The organism is Novosphingobium sp. 63-713, from assembly GCF_001898925.1.
GTDB lineage: Bacteria > Pseudomonadota > Alphaproteobacteria > Sphingomonadales > Sphingomonadaceae > Novosphingobium.
In genome coordinates this window covers 821226-840150 of record NZ_MKVS01000047.1, presented here as the reverse complement: position 1 = coordinate 840150, position 18925 = coordinate 821226, and the positions used below count along the sequence as shown (strand labels likewise).

Here is an 18925-nt window from a genome sequence, read left to right as displayed (position 1 = left end):
ATTATCAAACCGCTTCTCGGGGGAGATGTAAAATCATGGCCACCAAGCCTTCCGTCCGCGCGCTGCGCCCTTCTGTCCGCGCACTGCGCCCTTCTGTCCGCGCGCTGCGCATGGCGCTGATTGCCGCCTGCGCGCCGATTGCCCTGCCCGTTCACGCCCAGAGCACACCCGATCTGGAAACCCAGTTCCGCGATCCGCCCGCCCAGGCCCGCCCCCGCGTGTGGTGGCACTGGATGAACGGCAACATCACCAAGGACGGCATCGCCAAGGATATGGCGTGGATGAAGGCTGTCGGCATCGGCGGCCTCCAGAATTTCGACGTCAATCTCAACACGCCCCAGGTGGTGGACAAGCGCCTCGTCTATATGACGCCCGAGTGGAAAGACGCCTTCCGCTTTGCCGCGCAGGAAGCCGAGCGCAACGGGCTGGAACTGGCCATCGCCGCCTCGCCGGGCTGGAGCGAGACGGGCGGGCCTTGGGTCAAGCCTGAGGATGGGCTGAAGAAACTGGTGTGGAGCGAGACCACCGCCGCGCCGGGCAAGCTGTTCAAGGGCAAGATCGCCGCCCCGCCTTCGGTCACCGGCCCCTATCAGGGCATGGCCAAGGGGCTGGCCTTTGACGATATCGCCAGCGGCCACAAGCCCGAGGCCGTGCCCGCCTATTATGGCGACGTGGCCGTGGTGGCCATGCCGGTGGCCGTCGCCGCCACCGCCGCGCCCAAGGCCAGCGTCGATGGCAAGCCGGTCGATGCTGCGCCGCTGTCCGACGACAACCCCAATGCCGGCCTTGCCGTGCCGCGCGGCAAGCCGGGCGCGCCAGGCAGCGTCGTTTATGCCTATGACGCGCCCCAGACGATGCGCAGCGCCACGGTCTTTGTGCCCGGCGCCAAGGTCATGTTCCGCGGCCCCACGGTCGATCCCGTGCTGGAGGCCAGCGATGACGGCCAGAACTGGCGCGAGATCACGCATTTCACCGTGAATGACGTGCCCACCACCATCAGCTTTGCGCCCGTCACGGCCAAATTCTTCCGCCTTGTGCTCAATCCGCTGACATCCTCTTCAGCCAACATGGGGGCGCCTGCCGAAGGCGTGGAAATCCCCGGCCTCTTCGCCATGCTGGGCGGCGAGGACAAGCCGTGGCAATTGGGCCAGTTCAGCCTGTCGGGCGAGGCCAAGGTCAATCTGTCGGAAACCAAGTCGGGCTTTGCGCTGGCGCATGATTATTACGCGCTGACCAATCCGGCCGATGGCGCGAGCGGCGCACCGGCGGCGCAGGTGGTCAATCTGACCAGCCTGATGCAGGCCGATGGCTCGCTGGAATGGAAGGCCCCCGCCCTGCCCAAGGGTCAGCAATGGCGGATCATCCGCCTCGGCTCCTCCTTGCTGGGCACGACCAACCACCCCGCCCCGCCCGAGGCCACCGGGCTTGAAGTGGACAAGTTCGACGGCGATGCGGTGGGCCGCTATATGGACCATTACCTTGGCATGTATCGCGATGCCGCCGGGGCCGACATGATGGGTGCGCATGGCGTGCGGGCGATCCTGACCGATTCCATCGAGGTGGGCGCGGCCAACTGGACGCCCAAGATGCTGTCCCAATTCAAGGCTTTGCGCGGCTATGACGCCACGCCCTGGCTGCCTGCGCTGACCGGCGCTCTGGTGGGCAGCCGTGAGGAGAGCGACAAGTTCCTCTATGACTGGCGCCGCACGCTGGGCGATCTGATGGCGTCCGAGCATTACGGCACGGTGGCCGCCAAGGCGCATGGCGCGGGCCTGAAGGTCTATGGCGAGGCGCTCGAAGATCACCGTCCCAGCCTTGGCGACGATATGTCGATGCGCACCCATGCCGATATTCCGATGGCCGCGCTTTGGACCTTTACGCAAAAGGACGGGCCCAACCCCTCCTATCTGGCCGATATGAAGGGCGCGGCGAGCGTCGCGCATATCTATGGGCAAAATCTGGTGGCGGCCGAGAGCATGACCTCGGCGCTCAACTATTGGGCCGACAGTCCGCGCACCTTGAAGCACGTAATCGACACCGAATTTGTCTCCGGCGTCAACCGCCCGGTGGTCCACACCAGCGTCCACCAGCCGGTCGATGACAAGGTGCCGGGCCTCTCGCTGATGATCTTTGGCCAGTTCTTCAACCGGCATGAGGCATGGGCGCCGCTGGCCAAGACCTGGGTCGATTATCTGTCGCGCAACTCGCTGATGCTGCAGAACGGGCGCAATGTGGCCGATGTCGGCTATTTCTTTGGCGAGGAAGCACCACTGACGGGCCTCTATGGCGACAAGCGGGTGGCCGATGCGCCCAGCACCCATGCCTATGATTTCGTCAATTTCGACGCTCTGGTCGGCGCGCTGCGCAATGATGGGGCTGAGATCGTCTCCAAGGGCGGGGCGCGCTATCGGGCGCTGTATCTGGGCGGGTCGTCCCGGCGAATGACGCTGGCGGCGCTGCACCGCATCGCCGCTCTGGCCGAAGGGGGCGCGACGATCATCGGTCTGGCGCCCGAGGGCACGCCCAGCCTGAGCGACAAGGACAGTGCCGATTACAAGGCGCTGGTGGCGCGGCTCTGGCCCGGATCGGGCGAGGCAACGGTCGGCAAGGGCCGCGTGATCGCCAGCGGCGATGTCGAGGCCGCGCTGGCCAAGGCGGGCGTGGGTTCCGATTTCCGCATGGTCGGCGGGGCGGCGGATGCCGAGGTGCCCTTCCTCCACCGGCGCTGGGATGCGGGCGACAGTTACTTCCTTGTGAACCGCAAGGAGCGCGGCGAGACATTCGAGGCCCATTTCCGCGTCACCGGCAAGGCGCCTGAATTGTGGCATGCCGAAACCGGCACGTTCGAACCGGTCAGCTATCGCATCGTCAATGGCGAGACGGTGATCGCCATGTCGCTGGCGGGCGAGGAATCGGTGCATGTCGTGTTCCGCAAGCCCGCGCCTGCCGATGGCATGATGATCAAGAAGCTGGTGCCCGCGCCGCTGCTCACGCTGGACGGTGCATGGAATGTTGCGTTCCAGCCGGGTCGCGGGGCGCCTGCCAATGCGGTGCTGCCCAAGCTGCAGCCCCTGAATGAAAACGCCGATGCCGGGATTGCCCATTTCTCGGGCGTGGCCACCTATGCCAAGGATTTTGCCGCGCCCAAGGGGTGGAAGGCGGGGCAGCCGCTCTGGCTCAACCTCGGCGATCTGCGCGAGGTGGCGCAGGTCAGCGTCAACGGCAAGGATGTCGGCATGGTCTGGCATGCGCCCTATCGGGTGGACTTGTCGGGCGCGGTGAAGGCTGGCAAGAACCACATCGAGGTCCGCGTGGCGAACCTGTGGATCAACCGCCTGATCGGCGACAAGCAACCGGGGGCCAAGCCTGTGACCTTTACCACCATGCCCACTTATCGCGCGGATGCGCCGCTGCGCGCCTCGGGCCTGATCGGGCCGGTGGTGGTCGAAGGGCAGGTTAAGTGAACCCAGCGGCCTATATCCGCCGCGAAACCGGGGTGAGCGTGGTGATCAACACCATGCTCACGCTGGGCTTCTTTCTCGTGGCTTTTGGGCGCAGCGGGGCGCCGGTGCCGGTCTGGGGCATCGGGGCCTATGTGTTCGATTTTGTGCCGCAGGGTTTCATGATCGGGCTGATGGCCAGTCTGGTGCCCGGCGCGCTGGCGGGCAAGGCGCTGCGCAGCGGGCGGGTGGCGGCGGTCGATGCGCCCTCGCCTTTGCCTTCGGCGCTGCTGCTGCGTTCGCTCCTGATGGCGGTGGGCGGCGCGGCGGCCGGGGTGGCGATTTCGGGCGGCCTGCTTTTCGCGCTGAGGCTGGAGCAATTGCCTTGGGGCGGCGCGCTGGCGGCCAAGCTGGTCTGGGCGGTGGTTCTGGCCGCGCTTGTCACGCCTGCGGGCCTGCGCGCGGCATTGGCGCGGGGCTGATCCTGCGCTAGGATTGCCTCTATGATCGACCCGCGCGCCCTGCGCACCTTTCACGAAGTTTGCCGCGCGGGCTCGATCACGGGCGCGGCGCGCGCGCTCAACATTTCCCAACCCTCGGTGTCCAGCGCCATCGCCTTGCTCGAGGCGCGGCTGGGCGCGACCCTGTTTGAACGGACCCGCGCGGGCATCGTGCTGACGGCGGCGGGCCATGCTTTGCAGGCGCGCGCGCAAATGCTCGAACATCTGCTGCGCGATGCCCAGGCCGAGGTGACAGCCGCCGCCGAGGGCTTGTCCGGCCCCCTGCGCATCGGCGGCACGCCGGGCGCCTTGGTAAGCCTGCTGCCTCTGGCCATGGCGCGTTTCGAGGACAGCCTATCGCACATCACGCTGAGCGTGCTGGAGCGCGCCGACCGCGAATTGACCGCCATGCTGCGCGAGGGCGATATCGAGGTGGCTTTCGTCACCACCGCGATGGAGGAGCCGGACGAGGATATTGCCGAGCGCACGCTGGCGCGCGATCCCTTTGCGCTGATTGTCGGGCCGGATGGAGGCGATTGGCCCAGCCCCTTTTCGCTGAAACAGGCTGACCGGCTGCGCTGGGTTTTGCCTGAGGCGCAGGGCGCGTTCCGGCGTCAGGTCGATGCGCTGTTCGCCGCCGCCGGGGTGCCTGTGCCGCGCGATGCGATCCGCTGCGATTCCCTGCTGACCACCAAGGCGCTGGTGCGCGATTGCCGCCGCGTAACGATCCTGCCCATGCGGGTGGCCGCCAGCGAACTGTCGATGGGCGTGCTGCGCGCCCTGCCGATTGCCGAGGCGGCGTTTGAGCGCAGTGTGGGCGTGCGCTGGCTGAAGCAGCGCGGCATGTCGCCTTTGGCGGGCGCTTTGATCCGGCAGCTTGAGGGCGAAACCATAGTCTAAAACTATGGCAATGCCAAAATTGCATATTTTACCTGATGCAACAGCTTTGGCAAAAGAGGCTCCAAGCACACAATCGTGATAGGGAGAGTCGGGCGTGACCACGCTCTTTACCAACATCCGCATTTTCGACGGCAGCCCCAACGCATCGCGTGAAGGGCAGGTTCTGGTCGATGGCGAGCGGATCGCCAAGGTGGCCTATGCGCCTGAAACCATTGATGCGCCCGGCGCAACCATTGTCGATGGCCACGGCGGCACGCTGATGCCCGGCATGGTCGAGGCGCACGCGCATCTGACCTGGGCCTCGTCGGTCGAAAAGATCTATCACGCCTTCATCCTGCCGCCCGAAGAGCTGGAAGTGGCCGCCACGCGCAATGCGCGCGTGCTGCTCGACCATGGTTTCACCAGCGCCTATTCCGCCGGCGCGCTGGGCGATGGCATCGAGGTGCGCCTTGCAGCGAAAATCAACGCCGGTGAAACGCCCGGCCCCCGCCTGATCCCCTCCACGCTGGAACGCAGCCCCGAGGGCGCCGAGGGCGTGGATACGGGCGACGTATTCAACGGCCGCGGGCCTGAAGCCATGCGCGCCTTCATGAAATATTGCGCCGATCAGGGCATCGGCTCGGTCAAGCTGGTGATTTCGGGCGAAGACGCCTTGAAGCCGGGCAGCCATTCCGACCTGCTCTACACCACGGACGAAATGGATGCCGCGCGCGAGGCCGCCAAAGAATATGGCCTCTGGATCGCCACCCACGCCTATACGGACGAGGCGGTCGATCTGGCCCTGCGCGCGGGCGCCCGGATCATCTATCACGCCAGCTATATTGGCGAACGCACGGCTGAAAAGCTGGCCGCGCACAAGGACGAAGTGTTCTACGGCCCCGGCTGCGGCGTTTCGGTGGCGGCCCTTGAAGCCAGCCCCCCGCCCCATATCGACATGAGCCACATGAAGCACAGCGCCGCCGAGCGCATGGAGCTGGAAGGCAAGCTGGTGCCTGCGCTGAAGGCCATGGGCGTGCGCACGCTGATCGGCGGGGACTATGGTTTCCCCTTCAACCCCAACGGTCGCAACGCGCGCGACCTCCAGCATTTCGTCGACTATTTCGGCTATTCGCCGGTCGAGGCGCTGGCGGCTGCCACCTCGCTGGGCGGCGAACTGATGGGGATCGACGTGGGCCGTATTCAGGAAGGCTATCTGGCCGACCTGCTGCTGGTCGATGGCGACCCCACGCAGGATGTCGCGATCCTTCAGGGCAAGGACCATTTCAAGGCAATCATGAAAGGCGGCGCCTTTCACAAGGCCCCTCTGGAAACGGTAACGGCGTAAAAAACCATGTTCGATGTTGCGATTATTGGCTGCGGGCCTGTCGGCGCGCTGGCTGCGAACCTGCTCGGCCGCGAGGGGCTCAATGTGGTGGTTCTGGAAAAGGAACTCACCCATTATCCCCTGCCGCGCGCGGTGCATATCGACCACGAGATGATGCGCCTGTTCCAATCGGCAGGCGTGCTCGACCGCGTGCTGCCCGATATGGTGGACACCGACGGGCATCTCCATGTCGGCGCGAATGCTCAGGCGATCCGCTATATGGGCACGGTGGGGATGCCCCGCCCCTTCGGCTGGTCGAATGACTGGTTCTTCTATCAGCCCGAATTGGAAGAGCATCTGCGCGCCGGTTTTGCCGACATGGCCAATGTGGATTTCCGCAAGGGCGCAGAGTTCACCGCGCTCGATCAATCCGACGGCCCGGTGCGCATCACCTATACGCAGGATGGCGCACAGCATCAGGTCGCGGCCCGCTGGGCGATTGCCTGCGACGGTTCGCGCAGCCCGGTGCGCAAGGCGCTGGGGATCAAGCTCGACGATCTGGATTTCGAGGAACCCTGGCTGGTGGTCGATGCCGAGGTCGATGGCCCGGTTCGCTTCCCCGATATTGCGGGCGTGCCGGAACAGGCCGATCTGCAACGCCTCTCGGTGATGATGTGCGATCCCAAGCGGCCCGCCACCATCGTGCCGGGGCGCGGCAACCATCGCCGCTGGGAACTGATGCTGTTGCCCGATGAGGACGATGCCGCGATGATGGCGCCCGAAAAGGTTGCCGAATTGCTGGCTCCCTATATTGGCGATGTGCCGCACAAGATCGTGCGCTCGGCCACCTATCGCTTCCACGGCCTCGTCGCGGAAAGCTGGCAGGAAGGGAATGTGTTTCTGGCGGGCGATGCCGCGCACCAGACCCCGCCCTTCTTTGGTCAGGGCATGTGCCATGGCTGCCGCGATGTCGCCAATCTCTCGTGGAAAATGGCGGCGATCATCAAGGATCACGCCTCGCCCGAAATCCTGTGCACCTATCAGCCCGAACGCGACCCGCATGTGCGCGGCGTGATCGGTGCGGCGGTGAATGTGGGCCGCTACATCTGCGAACTCGACCCCGCCAAGGCCGCCGCGCGCGATGCCGAAATGATCGCGCGGGCCGAGGCGCAAAAGGGCAAGCAGGAAACCGCCCATGACCTGATCCCGGCGATTTCGACCGGCATCATCCATCGCGGCAGCGCAGGCGCGGGCGAACGCTTCATCCAGCCGGTGCTGACGGACGGGCGCAAGCTTGATGATCTGACCGGCGGTGGCTGGCGCCTGTTCACGCTGGCCGATGCAGCGGCTCTGCCCGATGGCGGCGCGGTGTCGGCCTGGCTGGCGGCGCGGGGCGCAGAGGCGGTAATGATCCGCCCCGACCACTACGTATTTGGCACGGGCACCGCCGAAGAATTGCGCAAAGCCTATGCGGCGCAAATGGGCCTATCGCTGGAGACTGCTGCATGATTACGCTGGCTCAGGCCCAAACCATCCTCTCCGCCGGGTTTGCCCATGCGCGCGCGCAATCGGCCAAGCCTCTGGCGATGGTCGTGCTGGATGCGGGCGGCCACCCGGTCGCCATGGCGCGCGAGGATGGGGCAACCTTCTTCCGCGCCGATATTGCCCGCGCCAAAGCCTATGGCGCGCTGGGCATGGGCGCGGACACGGGCGTTCTGGCCGAAAGGGCCAAGGGCAACCCGACCTTCTTTGGCGGGGTCGTCACCACGGTGGGCGGCGATCTGGTGTTTTCGCCGGGCGGGGTGCTGGTGCGCGCCGATGGCGTGGTCGTGGGCGCGGTGGGCGTGTCGGGCGATACGGGCGAGATGGATGCCGAATGCGCGAGCGCGGGCATCGCTGCCGCCGGTTTTTGAAAGGAACTCACGCGATGATGAAACTTCGCAGCATCGAACTGGCCCTGCCCAAGGCGGCCGAGGCGCATCAGTGGATGATCGACATCTGGGGCTGCGCCGATGGCGGGCGGATGGGCGATACGTTCTACCTGCGCGGATCGGGCACCTTCCCCTATCTGATGGCCATTTCGGAAAGCGCCGATAATTTCGTGCGCTCGACCACCTTCGTGTGCTCGTCGGACCGTCTGGCGCAAGTGGCGCAGGCGGCCATGGCGCGTGGGTTGAACGCCGCGCCTTGCGTCAGCAGCGATCCGGGCGGCGGCCATGGCATCGTGGTCGAACTGGCCGAGGGCGAACTGCTGCGCTTTCTGGTGGACGCAACCGAAGTGGCGCCCATCGAGGGCCATTCCAAGGCCAGCCGCCGCGTGATGCCGGTCAAGCTCACCCATGTCGTGTTCAATTCCGCCGATGCCGAAGCCAGCGGCGATATCGTCGAGGAAGTCCTCGGCTTCCGCGTCTCCGACCGCACAAGGGGCATGGTCTTTGTCCGCTGCAACGAGGCGCATCATTCGACCGCCTTTGCCCGCGCCGGTTTCTCGTCGCTCAACCATGTCGCCTTTGAAATGGAAGACCTCGACGCGGTCATGCGCGGCATCGGCAATATGCGCGATCATGGCTTTGCCCCGGCATGGGGACCGGGCCGTCATGGGCCGGGCGACAATGTCTATGCCTATTACATCGCGCCCTTTGGCCCGGTGATCGAATATTCCACCGCCGTCGAGAAGGTGGGCGAGGATTACCGGACGGGCGAGCCCGACGACTGGACCTGGCCCGAAAAGCGGATCGACCAGTGGGGCGTGTCGGACAAGGATTTTGCCGGTCTGCGCATGGCCGAGGAAGCCTTCCGCTTCCGCCGCGAATGGCAACCGGCGCCCATCAACGAATTTTCTGGCCAAATTGCTTCTGGAGCGTAAACCCCCATGCGTTATGTGTCTTTTACCCGCCCCGACGGCAAGGCCAGCTTTGGCCGCCTTGACGGGCAAACCGTCTATGATCTGGGCGGCACCTATGCCGGCCTGAAGGCCGCGATTGCCGCCGACGCCCTCGCCTCGCTCGCCGATGGCGAGGCCTTCGCGCTCGATGCCGTCAAGCTGCTGCCCGTGATCCCCGACCCGGACAAGATCCTCTGCGTTGGCCTCAACTATGCCACTCATGTGGCCGAAACCGGCCGCGAGCAGAAAGAGCATCCCGCGATCTTCACCCGCTATGCCGACAGCCTGATCGCCGAAGGTGACGCCATGGTGCGCCCGCCCGAGAGCGTTCGCTTCGACTATGAAGGCGAAGTGGCCATCATCATCGGCAAGAAGGGCCGCCGCATCGCGCCCGAAAACGCCTGGGACCATATCGCGGGCTATGCGCCCTTCAACGATGGCTCGATCCGCGACTGGCAGCGCCACAATATCCAGTTCACCCCCGGCAAGACCTGGCCCGGCACCGGCGGCTTCGGCCCCGCGCTGGTCACGCCTGACGAAATCGCGGACCTTGGCGCACAGCGCGTTCAGACGCGTCTGAACGGCGAGCTGGTGCAGGATCAGCCGATCAGCGACATGATCTGGGATATCCCCACGATCATAGCCTATTGCTCGACCTTCACCGACCTCAACCCCGGCGACGTCATCGCCACCGGCACGCCTGGCGGCGTGGGCGATAAGCGCAAGCCCGCGCTCTACATGAAGGCGGGCGATGTGGTGGAAATCTCGGTCGGCGTCATCGGCACGCTGACCAACCCGGTCATCGACGAAGTCTGAAACACACACATTCCGGCACCGGCGGGACAAGAATCCCGCCGGGCCACATTAGGGAGAATACCATGCGTTCCATCCATCTTCTGCTGGGCAGCGCCGCCTTTGTCGGCCTGATCGCATCCAGCCCGGCCATGGCCGAAGAGGCGGCCACCCCCGCCGCCCAATCCGCCGCCCCCGGCGAAATCGTCGTCACCGCCCAGCGCCGCGCCGAACGTCTTCAGGACGTGCCGCTGGCCGTTTCGGCCCTGAGCGCGCAGCAGATCACATCGGGCGGTTTCCAGAAGCTGTCCGACCTGCAATATCAGTTTTCCGGCCTGCAATTCGGCTCCTCGCCCAATGACAGCGGCTATCGCCTGCGCGGCGTGGGCACGGCGGGCGGCTTTTCCTCGGCCTCGGAACAGAATGTCGGCACGGTGGTCGACAATGTGATCATCCCCTTCGGCAACCCGGTCAACAGCCTTGGCGATCTGGAACGCGTCGAAGTGCTCAAAGGCCCGCAGGGCACCCAGTTCGGCAAGAACGCTTCCTCGGGCGTGGTCAACATCACCACCGCCAAGCCCCGCTTTGACCGCGTTTCGGGCAAGGTCTTCGCTTCCTACGGCTCGCTCAACGAAGTGAACACCAACGCCCAGCTCAACCTGCCCACCAGCGAGAATTCGGCCATCGGCCTCTATGGATTCTATCGCCAGAATGACGGCTATCTCTATAACGCCACGCTGAAGAAATATTGGGGCGATGAGGCCAGCTTTGGCGGCCGCGCCAAGTTCTTCTATCAGCCGTCGGATGATTTCAGCGTCTATATCATTGGCGATTACAGCCGCACCAGCACGCGCAGCCCCGGCCAGCTCTGGACGATCAACGCCCTGCCCAGCTTTGCCAACCCGCTGATGGCGGCCCGTTTCGGCAATCTGACCGCGCTTGGCATCACGCCGGGCTTCAACAACACGCAAAGCGCGGAAAACACCGACGGCTGGACGAGCGAGCGCAATTACGGCGCCAGCATCGAGATCAACAAGAAACTGGGCGGGCTGAACCTGACCTCGATCACCGCCTATCGCGGCTTTATCCAGGGCGCCTCGCAATTCGGCATCGACGGGTCGAGCGTGACGGTGTTTCAGGCCCAGCCCACCGCCCAGCACCAGTCCTTCCTGAGCCAGGAAATCCGCCTGACCAGCCCCTCGGGCAGCAAGCTGGAATATACCGCAGGCTTTTACGGGTCGCGGCGCAAGACCGGCAATCCGGGCGATTACAACCGTGCCCAGTTAATGCCCGCCAACCCGTTCAGCGCCTTCTATGTCAACATCTCGTCGGGCCAGGCCAACACCCAGACCCGCTCGGACTCGCTGGCCGCCTTCATCGACGGCAAGTATCATGTGACCGAGAAATTCTCGCTGCTGGGCGGTTTCCGCTATCAGTATGACTGGGTGAACGCCTCGTTCCATTCGATCATCGATCCGGCCTATGCCCCCGCCACGGTGGTCAATGGCGTGTTTGTCACCCCCTATTCCCCGGTCCCGCTGCAGACCGGCGCGACCTCAAAGGGCGGCTGGTCCGGCAAGGCGGGCGCGGAATACAAGGTTGACCGCGACCTGATGTTCTTTGGCACCATCGCGCGCGGTTATCTGGGGCCGACGGTGGCGTTCTCGGGCCTGTCGGGCACGCGCACCAATGTGAACCCGCAGACCGTGCGCGACATCACGGTCGGCTTCAAGTCGCAGCTCTTCAACCGGGCCGTGACCTTCAACGCCAGCGCCTTCTTTGACAAATACACCAACCTGCAGACCAGCGTGTTCAACGGCACCGAATTCCTGACCGAAAATGCGGGCGGGTTTGAGGCCAAGGGTTTCGAGTTTGACGCCCGCTGGCGCGTCAGCCAGGAATTCAGCCTGAATGGCGGGTTGACCTATTCGGACACGAAGTTCACCGATTATGTCACCGCGTGCCCCAATGTGGTGAAGGCCGGCTACACCTGCTACACTCAGAACGGCACCAGTCTGGTACAGGCCGCCGGTCAGCCGCTCTCGGGCGCGCCCAAGGTTTCCTTCACCTTTGGTGCGGACGTGAAGCTGCCGATCAACGATCGTCTGGCCTTCGACTGGTCGAGCAATATCTATTATCGCAGCAAGGTGCAGTATGACGTGGCCAATGCCCTGTCGTATCAGCCGGGCTATTACACGATCGGTCTGAACACCGGCATCGGCGCGGCCGATGGCGGATGGCGCGTGGGCCTGTTCGTGCGCAACCTGCTGGATCAGCGCTTCCAGGCTTCGGTGATCGGCCTGCCCTTCTCGGATCCGGGCGGCGAGGTGAACTGGCTGACGCGCGAAGGGCGCCGCACCATCGGCGTCAACGCCACGGCCAAGTTCTGATAAAACGCGCATGGGCGGCGGGGGATCGAACCCTGCCGCCCATTCTGCATGAGGTGTTTGCCATGAATCCCATCCGCCATTCCATCGCCGCCATGGGGCAGGGTCTTGGGCCATCGGTGCTCGATCAATGCCACGCCCTGTTTGACGAAGAGCAGAGCGCGCTGGCGCGGGCCGTGCCGGTGGCCGCGCGCGATCTGGCCTATGGGCCGCATGAAAGGCACCGGCTGGACCTTTACGGCGCGGCCGAGGGTGCGCCCAAGCCCGTTGTCCTGTTCGTCCATGGCGGCGGCTTCGTGCTGGGCGACAAGGGCGACACGAGTTGGGCCAATGCCGCCGTGGGCCGCATGGCGGCGCAGCGCGGCTGGATCGGAGCGGTGATGAACTATCGCCTCGCCCCCGATCACCTCTGGCCTGCGGGCAGTCAGGATGTGGCCGCCGCCGTCGATTATCTGCGCGGCGCGGTGGCCGAACATGGCGGCGATCCCGACCGGATCGTGGTCATGGGCACCTCGGCAGGCGCGGTGCATGTCAGCGGTTTTCTGAAACTTCGCCCTGACCATGGCTCGCTGGTGCGCGGGGCGGTGCTGCTTTCGGGCCTTTACGGCTTTACCCCCATCGACCCCAAGGACGAGCGCTACTACGGCAGCGACGATTATGCCGCCAAGGCGCCGCTGGATGCCGTGGTCGAAACCCAATTGCCGCTGCTGGTGGCCTGCGCCCAGCATGATCCGGCGCGGTTTCAGGCCGAATTCCTTGGCCTGATGCAGGCCCGCCTGGCCCGCCACGGCACGATGCCGCGCAGCGTTCTGCTGCCGGGCCACAATCATTACACGATGGCGATGCACCTTGGCACCTCGGACCGGCGCCTTGAGGAAGAAATCGCCGCATTTCTGGAGGATATTCTGTGATTGATCGCCGTTCCCTGCTGGCAGGCGCCGCCGTTCTGGCCGCCGGTCCGGCTTTTGCGGCAAAGCCCAAGCCGCTGGACCCTGCCTTCCCCAAGGGCTTTTTGTGGGGCGCGGCCACTGCGGGCCATCAGGTCGAGGGCAACAACACCAATTCGGACCAGTGGCTGCTGGAAAATGTCACGCCCACCATCACCGGCGCGCCTTCGGGCGATGCGGTCAACAGTTTTGAAATGTGGCGCGAGGATCTCGATCTGGCGCAATCCATTGGCCTCAACGCCTATCGCTTCAGCCTCGAATGGGCGCGGATCGAGCCCGAGCCAGGCATGTTCTCGCTGGCCATGCTCAACCATTACAAGGCGATCATCGACGGTTGCCGCGCGCGTGGCCTTGCCCCGGTGGTGACGTTCAACCATTACACCACCCCGCGCTGGTTCGCCGCGCAGGGCGGATGGACACATGCGCAGGCGCCCGAACTCTTCGCCAAATTCTGCGACCGGGCGATGCGGCATATGGGCGCGGGGATCGCTGTGGCCATGACGCTGAACGAGCCCAATCTGGCCCGCCTGCTGCCTTTGGTGATGCCGCCGCAGTTCCTGGACGGGCTGCGCGCCAATCTGGCCGCCGCCGCGCGCGCGGCCAATGTCCCGCGCTTCATGGTGGCCAACACTGTCCCGCCCGAGGATGTGCCCGCCGTAACCGCCGGGATGATCCGGGGCCACCGTCTGGCCCGCGCCGCAATCAAGGCGATCCGCCCCGAACTGCCGGTCGGCTTCAGCTTTGCCATGGCCGACGATCAGGCCGCGACCAAGGATTCGATGCGCGATGCCATGCGCCAGAAGCTCTACGGCGACTGGCTGGACGTGGCGCGCGAGGATGATTTCGTGGCGATCCAGAATTACGAACGCATCCTGTGGGGCCCCAAGGGCCGCCTGCCCGCGCCCGATGGCGGTATGCGCAATTTCCGGGGGGCCGAGGTCTATCCGCCCTCGCTGGCGGGCGCGGCGCGTTATGCGCATGAGGCCACGGGCAAGCCGGTCCTCATCACCGAGCATGGCGTGGGCACGGATGACGATACGCTGCGCGTCCGCCTGATCCGCGAGGCGCTGCCGCCGCTGCGTCAGGCGATGGCCGATGGCGTGCCGGTGCTGGGCTATATCCACTGGTCGCTGATGGACAATTATGAATGGGGCGCAGGGATTGGCCATGGCGCTTTCGGCCTTGCCGCGGTCGATCCGCTCACCTTTGCGCGCAAGGCCAAGCCAAGCGCGGGCGTGCTGGGCGCGATTGCCAAGGCCAACTCGCTGTAACCTATCGGGGGATGGTTACAGACGAGAGGCGCGGGGGTCGGGGGGCTCCCGCGCCTTTTTGCATGAGCGCGCCTTTGCATGAATTGCCCCCGGGTTTATTTGGAATTAGAATTCTATTAAAACGATCTTTGTTGACGAAAGTGACACAAACCGGAAAAGAACCGTGTCATGACCAAGGATGTTGCCCTCTCCACCGCCCTGCGCGCGCCCGTTCAGGGCCGATCCAAGGCCTCGTATGAACGCATGTTGGCCGCCGCAGAGGCGCTGATGGCGGCCGCAGGTTCGGACGAGTTCACGCTGCAGGAGGTAAGCAAGAAGGGCAAGGTTTCGATCGGCTCGATTTACAATCGATTTGAAAGCAAGGACGCCCTGCTCCATGCGGTGCAATTGCGCGTGCTCGAACGGGTCGACAGACAGATGGGCGCGATGCTGGACGAGGCGCGCAACGGGGCCAATACGCTCGACCAACTGGTGGTGGCGCTGACGCGGGCGGTGGGCGAGACGCTCAAGGAAAACGCCGATATCATGCGCCCGCTGATGCTGCGCGCGACCAATGATCCGCTGGTGGCGGCCACGGGCAAGGCGTCTTTCGTCACCACGGCCAATGCGGTCAAGGGCGCGCTGCTGCTGCATTCGGCGGAGATGAAACAGCCCGATCCGCTGCGTGCGGTCGATTCGGCCTTTCGCATCCTTTACGCCACGATTGCCCGCTATCTCGGCTTTGGCTCGGCCACCACGGCGGCGTGGGAGGGTGACTGGGATGTGCTGCTGCAGGACCTCTCGCGCATGATCGCGGCCTTTCTGGTCACCCCGCCAAGCTTTTGATCGGCCCGCTTGCAGGCGGCCCGTCTCAGGCCGCTTGACAGTCATGCCCAACCAGCGATATTTCAGAACCATCATTCTGATTTAGATCGGGAGGCAGCGCATCGCGCCCTTTCCGAATCGCTGGGAGAGGCATCTTGCAACATTTTCGGCACAAGCAGCCCAAGGCGACCCGGCGCGAGGTTCTGGCCGGGGCGGCGATTTTTGCGCTGGCCACCGGCCTGCCCATGCCCGCATCGGCGGCCGGCGAGGCGCCCTCGCCCCGGATCGCGCTGTTGCTCAAAACCGTCGCGCAGATCGTGATCCCGCGCAGCGATACGCCCGGCGCGGGCGACGTGGGCGTCGGGGCCTTTCTCCCGCTGGCCTTTGCGCATGGGCTGGAGGGCACGCGCGAACCTGGGCGCGGCGCGGTGGCGGCAAACCTGCTGCGCGCGGATGGATCGCTGCGCCATGATCTGTGGCTGGATCAGGAACTGAACCGCCGCGCGGGCCGGGATTTCCTCGCCCTGCCCCCGGCGCAACAGGCAAAAATTGTGGCGCAGCTTGACGCCGGAGCCTTTCCCGCCGGGCCGCCTCCAGCCGTGCCCAGCCCATGGGTGTCGATCAAGGCGCTGATCCTGACAGGCTATTACACCAGCGAGGCCGGGGCATCGAAGGAACTGCAATATAACCTTATTCCGGGCCGCTGGGATGCCGACATCCCGCTTAAGCCCGGCGCGCGCGCCTATTCCAGCGACTGGACGGCGGTGGAGTTCGGATAATGGATTACGAATTTGATGCAATCGTGGTGGGCTCGGGCATCACCGGCGGCTGGGCGGCCAAGGAATTGACCGAGGCGGGTTTGAAAGTGCTGATGATCGAGCGCGGACGCGAGATCGTCCATGGCGATTACCCGCGCGAGATGAAGGCCCCGTGGGAACTGCCCTTTCGCGGGCGCGGCGATACGCAGCGCTATAAGCGCGACCATGCGGTGCAGATGCTCAACCGCCATTTCACCGAATGGACCGAGGACCATTTCGTCAATGACCGCGAAAATCCCTATGAACTGGGGCCGGACAGCGCCTTCACATGGTTCCGCTCCTATCAGCTTGGCGGAAAATCGCTGACCTGGGGGCGGCAGTGCTATCGCTGGTCGGATTATGATTTCGGGGCCAATGCGCGCGATGGCATGGGGACGGACTGGCCGATCCGCTATGCCGATATCGCGCCGTGGTATGACAAGGTGGAGCGCTTCATCGGCGTTTCGGGGGCATCGGAGGGTCTGCCCTCGCTGCCCGATGGCCAGTTTCAGCCGCCTTTTGCGCTCAATGCCGTCGAGAAATCGGTGCGGGAAAAGGTTTCGGCCCAATGGCCCGACCGCCGCTTGACCATCGGGCGCACCGCCAATCTGACGCAGGGCAAGGAGGAGGAAGGCCGCGCCCCCTGCCAGTCGCGCGACATTTGCAACCGGGGCTGTTCGTTCGGAGCCTATTTCTCGACCCAATCCTCCACCCTGCCCGCCGCGACCAGGACCGGACGGCTGACCGTCATCACCGATGCGCAGGTGGAGAAGGTGGATTATGATCCGGCAACCAAGCGCGTGACCGGCGTGCGCTGGGTCAACACCAAGACGCGCGAGCGCAAGAGCGCCACCGCGCGGATCGTGTTCCTCAATGCGGGCGCGTTCAATTCGGTCCATCTGATGATGAATTCGGCCAGTGAGGCGATGCCCGGCGGGTTGGCCAACAGCAGCGGCGTCCTGGGCACGCATATTATGGATCATGCCAATACGCTCTCGGCCGTCGCGCTGATGCCGGGGTTCGAGGGGCGGACCTCTTTCGGCAACCGGCCCACGGGCGTGGTCATCCCGCGTTTCCGCAATCTGGACAAGGCCGATGGCGACGGCTTCACGCGGGGCTATTCGTTTCAGGGCGGCGCGCTGCAATCAGGCTGGGGGCGCGGCAAGAGGCAGGCGGGGATCGGCGCGGATTTCAAGCGCGACCTGCGCGCGCCCGGAGCATGGCGGATGGTGCTGGTCGCCTTTGCCGAGAGCCTGCCGCGCGCGTCCAACCGGCTGACCCTGTCAAAACAACTCGATCCGATGGGCGTGCCGCAACTGGAGATCCACTTTGCCCATGGCGCGGGGGAAATGGCCGCGCTGGCCGATGCCAAGCGTGAGGCCGGGGCGATGCTGACGGCCTCGGGCGGACAGGTTTTGTTCGGCATGGACCGACCCGGGCCCGGCGGCACGGCGATCCATGAAATGGGCGGCGCGCGCATGGGCCATGATCCCAAGACCAGCGTGCTGAACAAATGGAGTCAGGCCCATGATGTGGCCAATCTGTTCGTTACCGATGGCGCGCAAATGGCGTCGAGCGCCTGCCAGAACCCCTCGCTGACCTATATGGCGCTGACGGCGCGGGCGGTCGATCATGCGGTGGGGTTGATCAAAGCGGGCGCGATTTAACGCGCCCGCCCCGATAGATCAGAAGTCTTCGTTGAGCCTCGAAAGCGCGCCTTCGAGGATCTTGGCATGTTCGCGCGGGTCGCCATGCGCCAGTTGCAGGCGGCCCACCGAAACCGAGCTGTCGATCACATCCTTGCAGCGCGGATAGCGGCGTTCCTGATAGGCTAGCAGACCCGCCTCGACGCTGTCGGCGCGCGCCAGTTCCTCGGCCAGCACGATGCCGCTTTCCACCGCCATACCTGCGCCCGAGGCAAGGTGGGGCGTGGTGGCATGGACCGCATCGCCCAGCAGCACGATGCGCCCGTCATACCACGGCTTGGGCTGAAGCACGGCGGCCAGCGGGCGATAGTTGATCCAGTCATCGCGCGTCATATTGTCGCGGATCCACCCGGCATTGCCGCCGAAATCACCCAGCAGACGTTTCAATTCGTTGAACAATTCCTCCTCATCCATGAAGCTTTCACGCGCCTCATGAGCGGTCAGCATCCACATATAGACCTGATCCGGCGCGCAGGCCGTGATGCCGCAGGGGTTGGCATGACCAAGGTAGAACTCGCCATATTCCAGGCCCGGCGGCTTGCGGATCGAGATGCGCCAGCAGCCCTGCCCGGTGGGCACGGCAGGCGCCATATGCGGGAAGGACAGCTCGCGCACACTCGAATATACGCTGTCGGAACCCACGACCAGATCGTAATGGCCGGTTGAACCATCCGAAAAAGTCACATCCACGCCATCGCCGGTATTGACCAGCGCGGAGACCGTCAGCCCCAGACGCACCGGGATCTCCAGCTCGCGCACTCGCCCCTGCATGATCCGGTGCAGCACGGGGCGCATGATGCCCCCGGTGGCGGGCAGGCCTTCCTCGATGACCGGCTCTTCCAGATCATGCAGATGCGTGCCGTCATATTTGAAAAGGCGCGTTTTTGTGGTGATCGCCCCCTGCGCCTTGATCTGCTCCAGCAGGCCAAGCCGGCGATAGGCGCGCAAGGTCGGCCCGGTGATCGTGATCCCCGCCCCATAGACGCGCCAATGAGGGTCCAGATCGATCAGATCGACCTTAACGCCCCGCTCTGACAGCGCGATAGCGGCAGCCATGCCGCCGATCCCGCCGCCCACGATCAGCGCCTCTTGGACGCCCTTGATGTTCTCCCGTTCCATGGTGCTGAAACTAGAGCGCGCGCGCCAACAGGCAAATCCGAACCATGGATGGATGCCTATTGATACAATCGGTGT

15 protein-coding genes are annotated in these 18925 nt (G+C 64.9%); 14 read left to right on the top strand and 1 reads right to left on the bottom strand.

From position 1 onward, the window contains the following. The first annotated feature begins 35 nt into the window (after positions 1-35). The 14 genes from BGP00_RS22300 (at position 36) to BGP00_RS22235 (ending at position 17692) form a co-directional block, all read left to right on the top strand. Positions 36-3464: a glycosyl hydrolase gene (locus BGP00_RS22300; RefSeq protein ID WP_292689138.1), complete on the top strand. Its 3429-nt coding sequence runs from the start codon at positions 36-38 to the stop codon at positions 3462-3464. Next, the gene (locus tag BGP00_RS22295; protein WP_292689136.1) at positions 3461-3922 is read left to right on the top strand and encodes a hypothetical protein; all 462 of its coding nucleotides are present in this window, start codon (positions 3461-3463) and stop codon (positions 3920-3922) included. Before BGP00_RS22300 ends, BGP00_RS22295 begins: the two co-directional genes overlap by 4 nt. 21 nt (positions 3923-3943) lie before the next feature. Further along, positions 3944-4840 (top strand): LysR family transcriptional regulator, encoded by an 897-nt coding sequence (locus BGP00_RS22290; RefSeq protein WP_292689134.1) that lies wholly within the window; start codon positions 3944-3946, stop codon positions 4838-4840. A 94-nt stretch (positions 4841-4934) separates the two neighbouring features. Continuing rightward, positions 4935-6164 (top strand): amidohydrolase family protein, encoded by a 1230-nt coding sequence (locus BGP00_RS22285; RefSeq protein ID WP_292689133.1) that lies wholly within the window; start codon positions 4935-4937, stop codon positions 6162-6164. A 6-nt stretch (positions 6165-6170) separates the two neighbouring features. Continuing rightward, the gene (locus BGP00_RS22280) at positions 6171-7652 is read left to right on the top strand and encodes a bifunctional 3-(3-hydroxy-phenyl)propionate/3-hydroxycinnamic acid hydroxylase (protein WP_292689131.1); all 1482 of its coding nucleotides are present in this window, start codon (positions 6171-6173) and stop codon (positions 7650-7652) included. Further along, complete coding sequence (locus BGP00_RS22275; RefSeq protein ID WP_292689129.1) at positions 7649-8056, top strand: heme-binding protein; 408 nt, start codon at positions 7649-7651, stop codon at positions 8054-8056. Before BGP00_RS22280 ends, BGP00_RS22275 begins: the two co-directional genes overlap by 4 nt. A gap of 17 nt (positions 8057-8073) precedes the next feature. Beyond that, positions 8074-9009 (top strand): VOC family protein, encoded by a 936-nt coding sequence (locus tag BGP00_RS22270; protein WP_292689233.1) that lies wholly within the window; start codon positions 8074-8076, stop codon positions 9007-9009. Between the two features lie 6 nt (positions 9010-9015). Next, positions 9016-9843 carry a fumarylacetoacetate hydrolase family protein gene (locus tag BGP00_RS22265; protein WP_292689128.1) on the top strand — a complete coding sequence of 276 codons (828 nt, stop codon included), beginning with the start codon at positions 9016-9018 and terminating at the stop codon, positions 9841-9843. A 62-nt stretch (positions 9844-9905) separates the two neighbouring features. Next, the gene (locus BGP00_RS22260; RefSeq protein WP_246870209.1) at positions 9906-12209 is read left to right on the top strand and encodes a TonB-dependent receptor; all 2304 of its coding nucleotides are present in this window, start codon (positions 9906-9908) and stop codon (positions 12207-12209) included. Between the two features lie 62 nt (positions 12210-12271). Beyond that, positions 12272-13117, top strand: a complete 846-nt coding sequence (locus BGP00_RS22255) for an alpha/beta hydrolase (protein ID WP_292689127.1) — start codon at positions 12272-12274, stop codon at positions 13115-13117. Beyond that, a complete protein-coding gene (locus tag BGP00_RS22250) occupies positions 13114-14424 on the top strand; it encodes a family 1 glycosylhydrolase (RefSeq protein WP_292689125.1) in 1311 nt (436 codons plus the stop codon). The genes BGP00_RS22255 and BGP00_RS22250 overlap by 4 nt, the downstream gene beginning before the upstream one ends. Positions 14425-14592: 168 nt before the next feature. Then, on the top strand, positions 14593-15249 hold the full coding sequence (locus tag BGP00_RS22245; RefSeq protein ID WP_168604376.1) for a TetR/AcrR family transcriptional regulator: 657 nt from the start codon (positions 14593-14595) through the stop codon (positions 15247-15249). Positions 15250-15383: 134 nt separating this feature from the next. Next, on the top strand, positions 15384-16007 hold the full coding sequence (locus tag BGP00_RS22240) for a gluconate 2-dehydrogenase subunit 3 family protein (RefSeq protein WP_292689123.1): 624 nt from the start codon (positions 15384-15386) through the stop codon (positions 16005-16007). Continuing rightward, positions 16007-17692, top strand: coding sequence for a GMC family oxidoreductase (locus tag BGP00_RS22235; RefSeq protein WP_292689121.1), 1686 nt, complete (start codon positions 16007-16009; stop codon positions 17690-17692). Before BGP00_RS22240 ends, BGP00_RS22235 begins: the two co-directional genes overlap by 1 nt. Positions 17693-17710: 18 nt before the next feature. Here BGP00_RS22235 and BGP00_RS22230 read toward each other — a convergent pair whose 3' ends face one another. Then, a complete protein-coding gene (locus BGP00_RS22230) occupies positions 17711-18850 on the bottom strand; it encodes an FAD-dependent monooxygenase (RefSeq protein ID WP_292689119.1) in 1140 nt (379 codons plus the stop codon). Between the last annotated feature and the right edge of the window lie 75 nt (positions 18851-18925).

Coding starts and splice junctions, on each gene's coding strand:
- BGP00_RS22245 (WP_168604376.1), top strand. CDS start 14,593: ATGACCAAGGATGTTGCCCTCTCCACCGCCCTGCGCGCGCCCGTTCAG.
- BGP00_RS22290 (WP_292689134.1), top strand. CDS start 3,944: ATGATCGACCCGCGCGCCCTGCGCACCTTTCACGAAGTTTGCCGCGCG.
- BGP00_RS22230 (WP_292689119.1), bottom strand. CDS start 18,850: ATGGAACGGGAGAACATCAAGGGCGTCCAAGAGGCGCTGATCGTGGGC.
- BGP00_RS22265 (WP_292689128.1), top strand. CDS start 9,016: ATGCGTTATGTGTCTTTTACCCGCCCCGACGGCAAGGCCAGCTTTGGC.
- BGP00_RS22270 (WP_292689233.1), top strand. CDS start 8,074: ATGAAACTTCGCAGCATCGAACTGGCCCTGCCCAAGGCGGCCGAGGCG.
- BGP00_RS22260 (WP_246870209.1), top strand. CDS start 9,906: ATGCGTTCCATCCATCTTCTGCTGGGCAGCGCCGCCTTTGTCGGCCTG.
- BGP00_RS22300 (WP_292689138.1), top strand. CDS start 36: ATGGCCACCAAGCCTTCCGTCCGCGCGCTGCGCCCTTCTGTCCGCGCA.
- BGP00_RS22235 (WP_292689121.1), top strand. CDS start 16,007: ATGGATTACGAATTTGATGCAATCGTGGTGGGCTCGGGCATCACCGGC.
- BGP00_RS22255 (WP_292689127.1), top strand. CDS start 12,272: ATGAATCCCATCCGCCATTCCATCGCCGCCATGGGGCAGGGTCTTGGG.
- BGP00_RS22275 (WP_292689129.1), top strand. CDS start 7,649: ATGATTACGCTGGCTCAGGCCCAAACCATCCTCTCCGCCGGGTTTGCC.
- BGP00_RS22280 (WP_292689131.1), top strand. CDS start 6,171: ATGTTCGATGTTGCGATTATTGGCTGCGGGCCTGTCGGCGCGCTGGCT.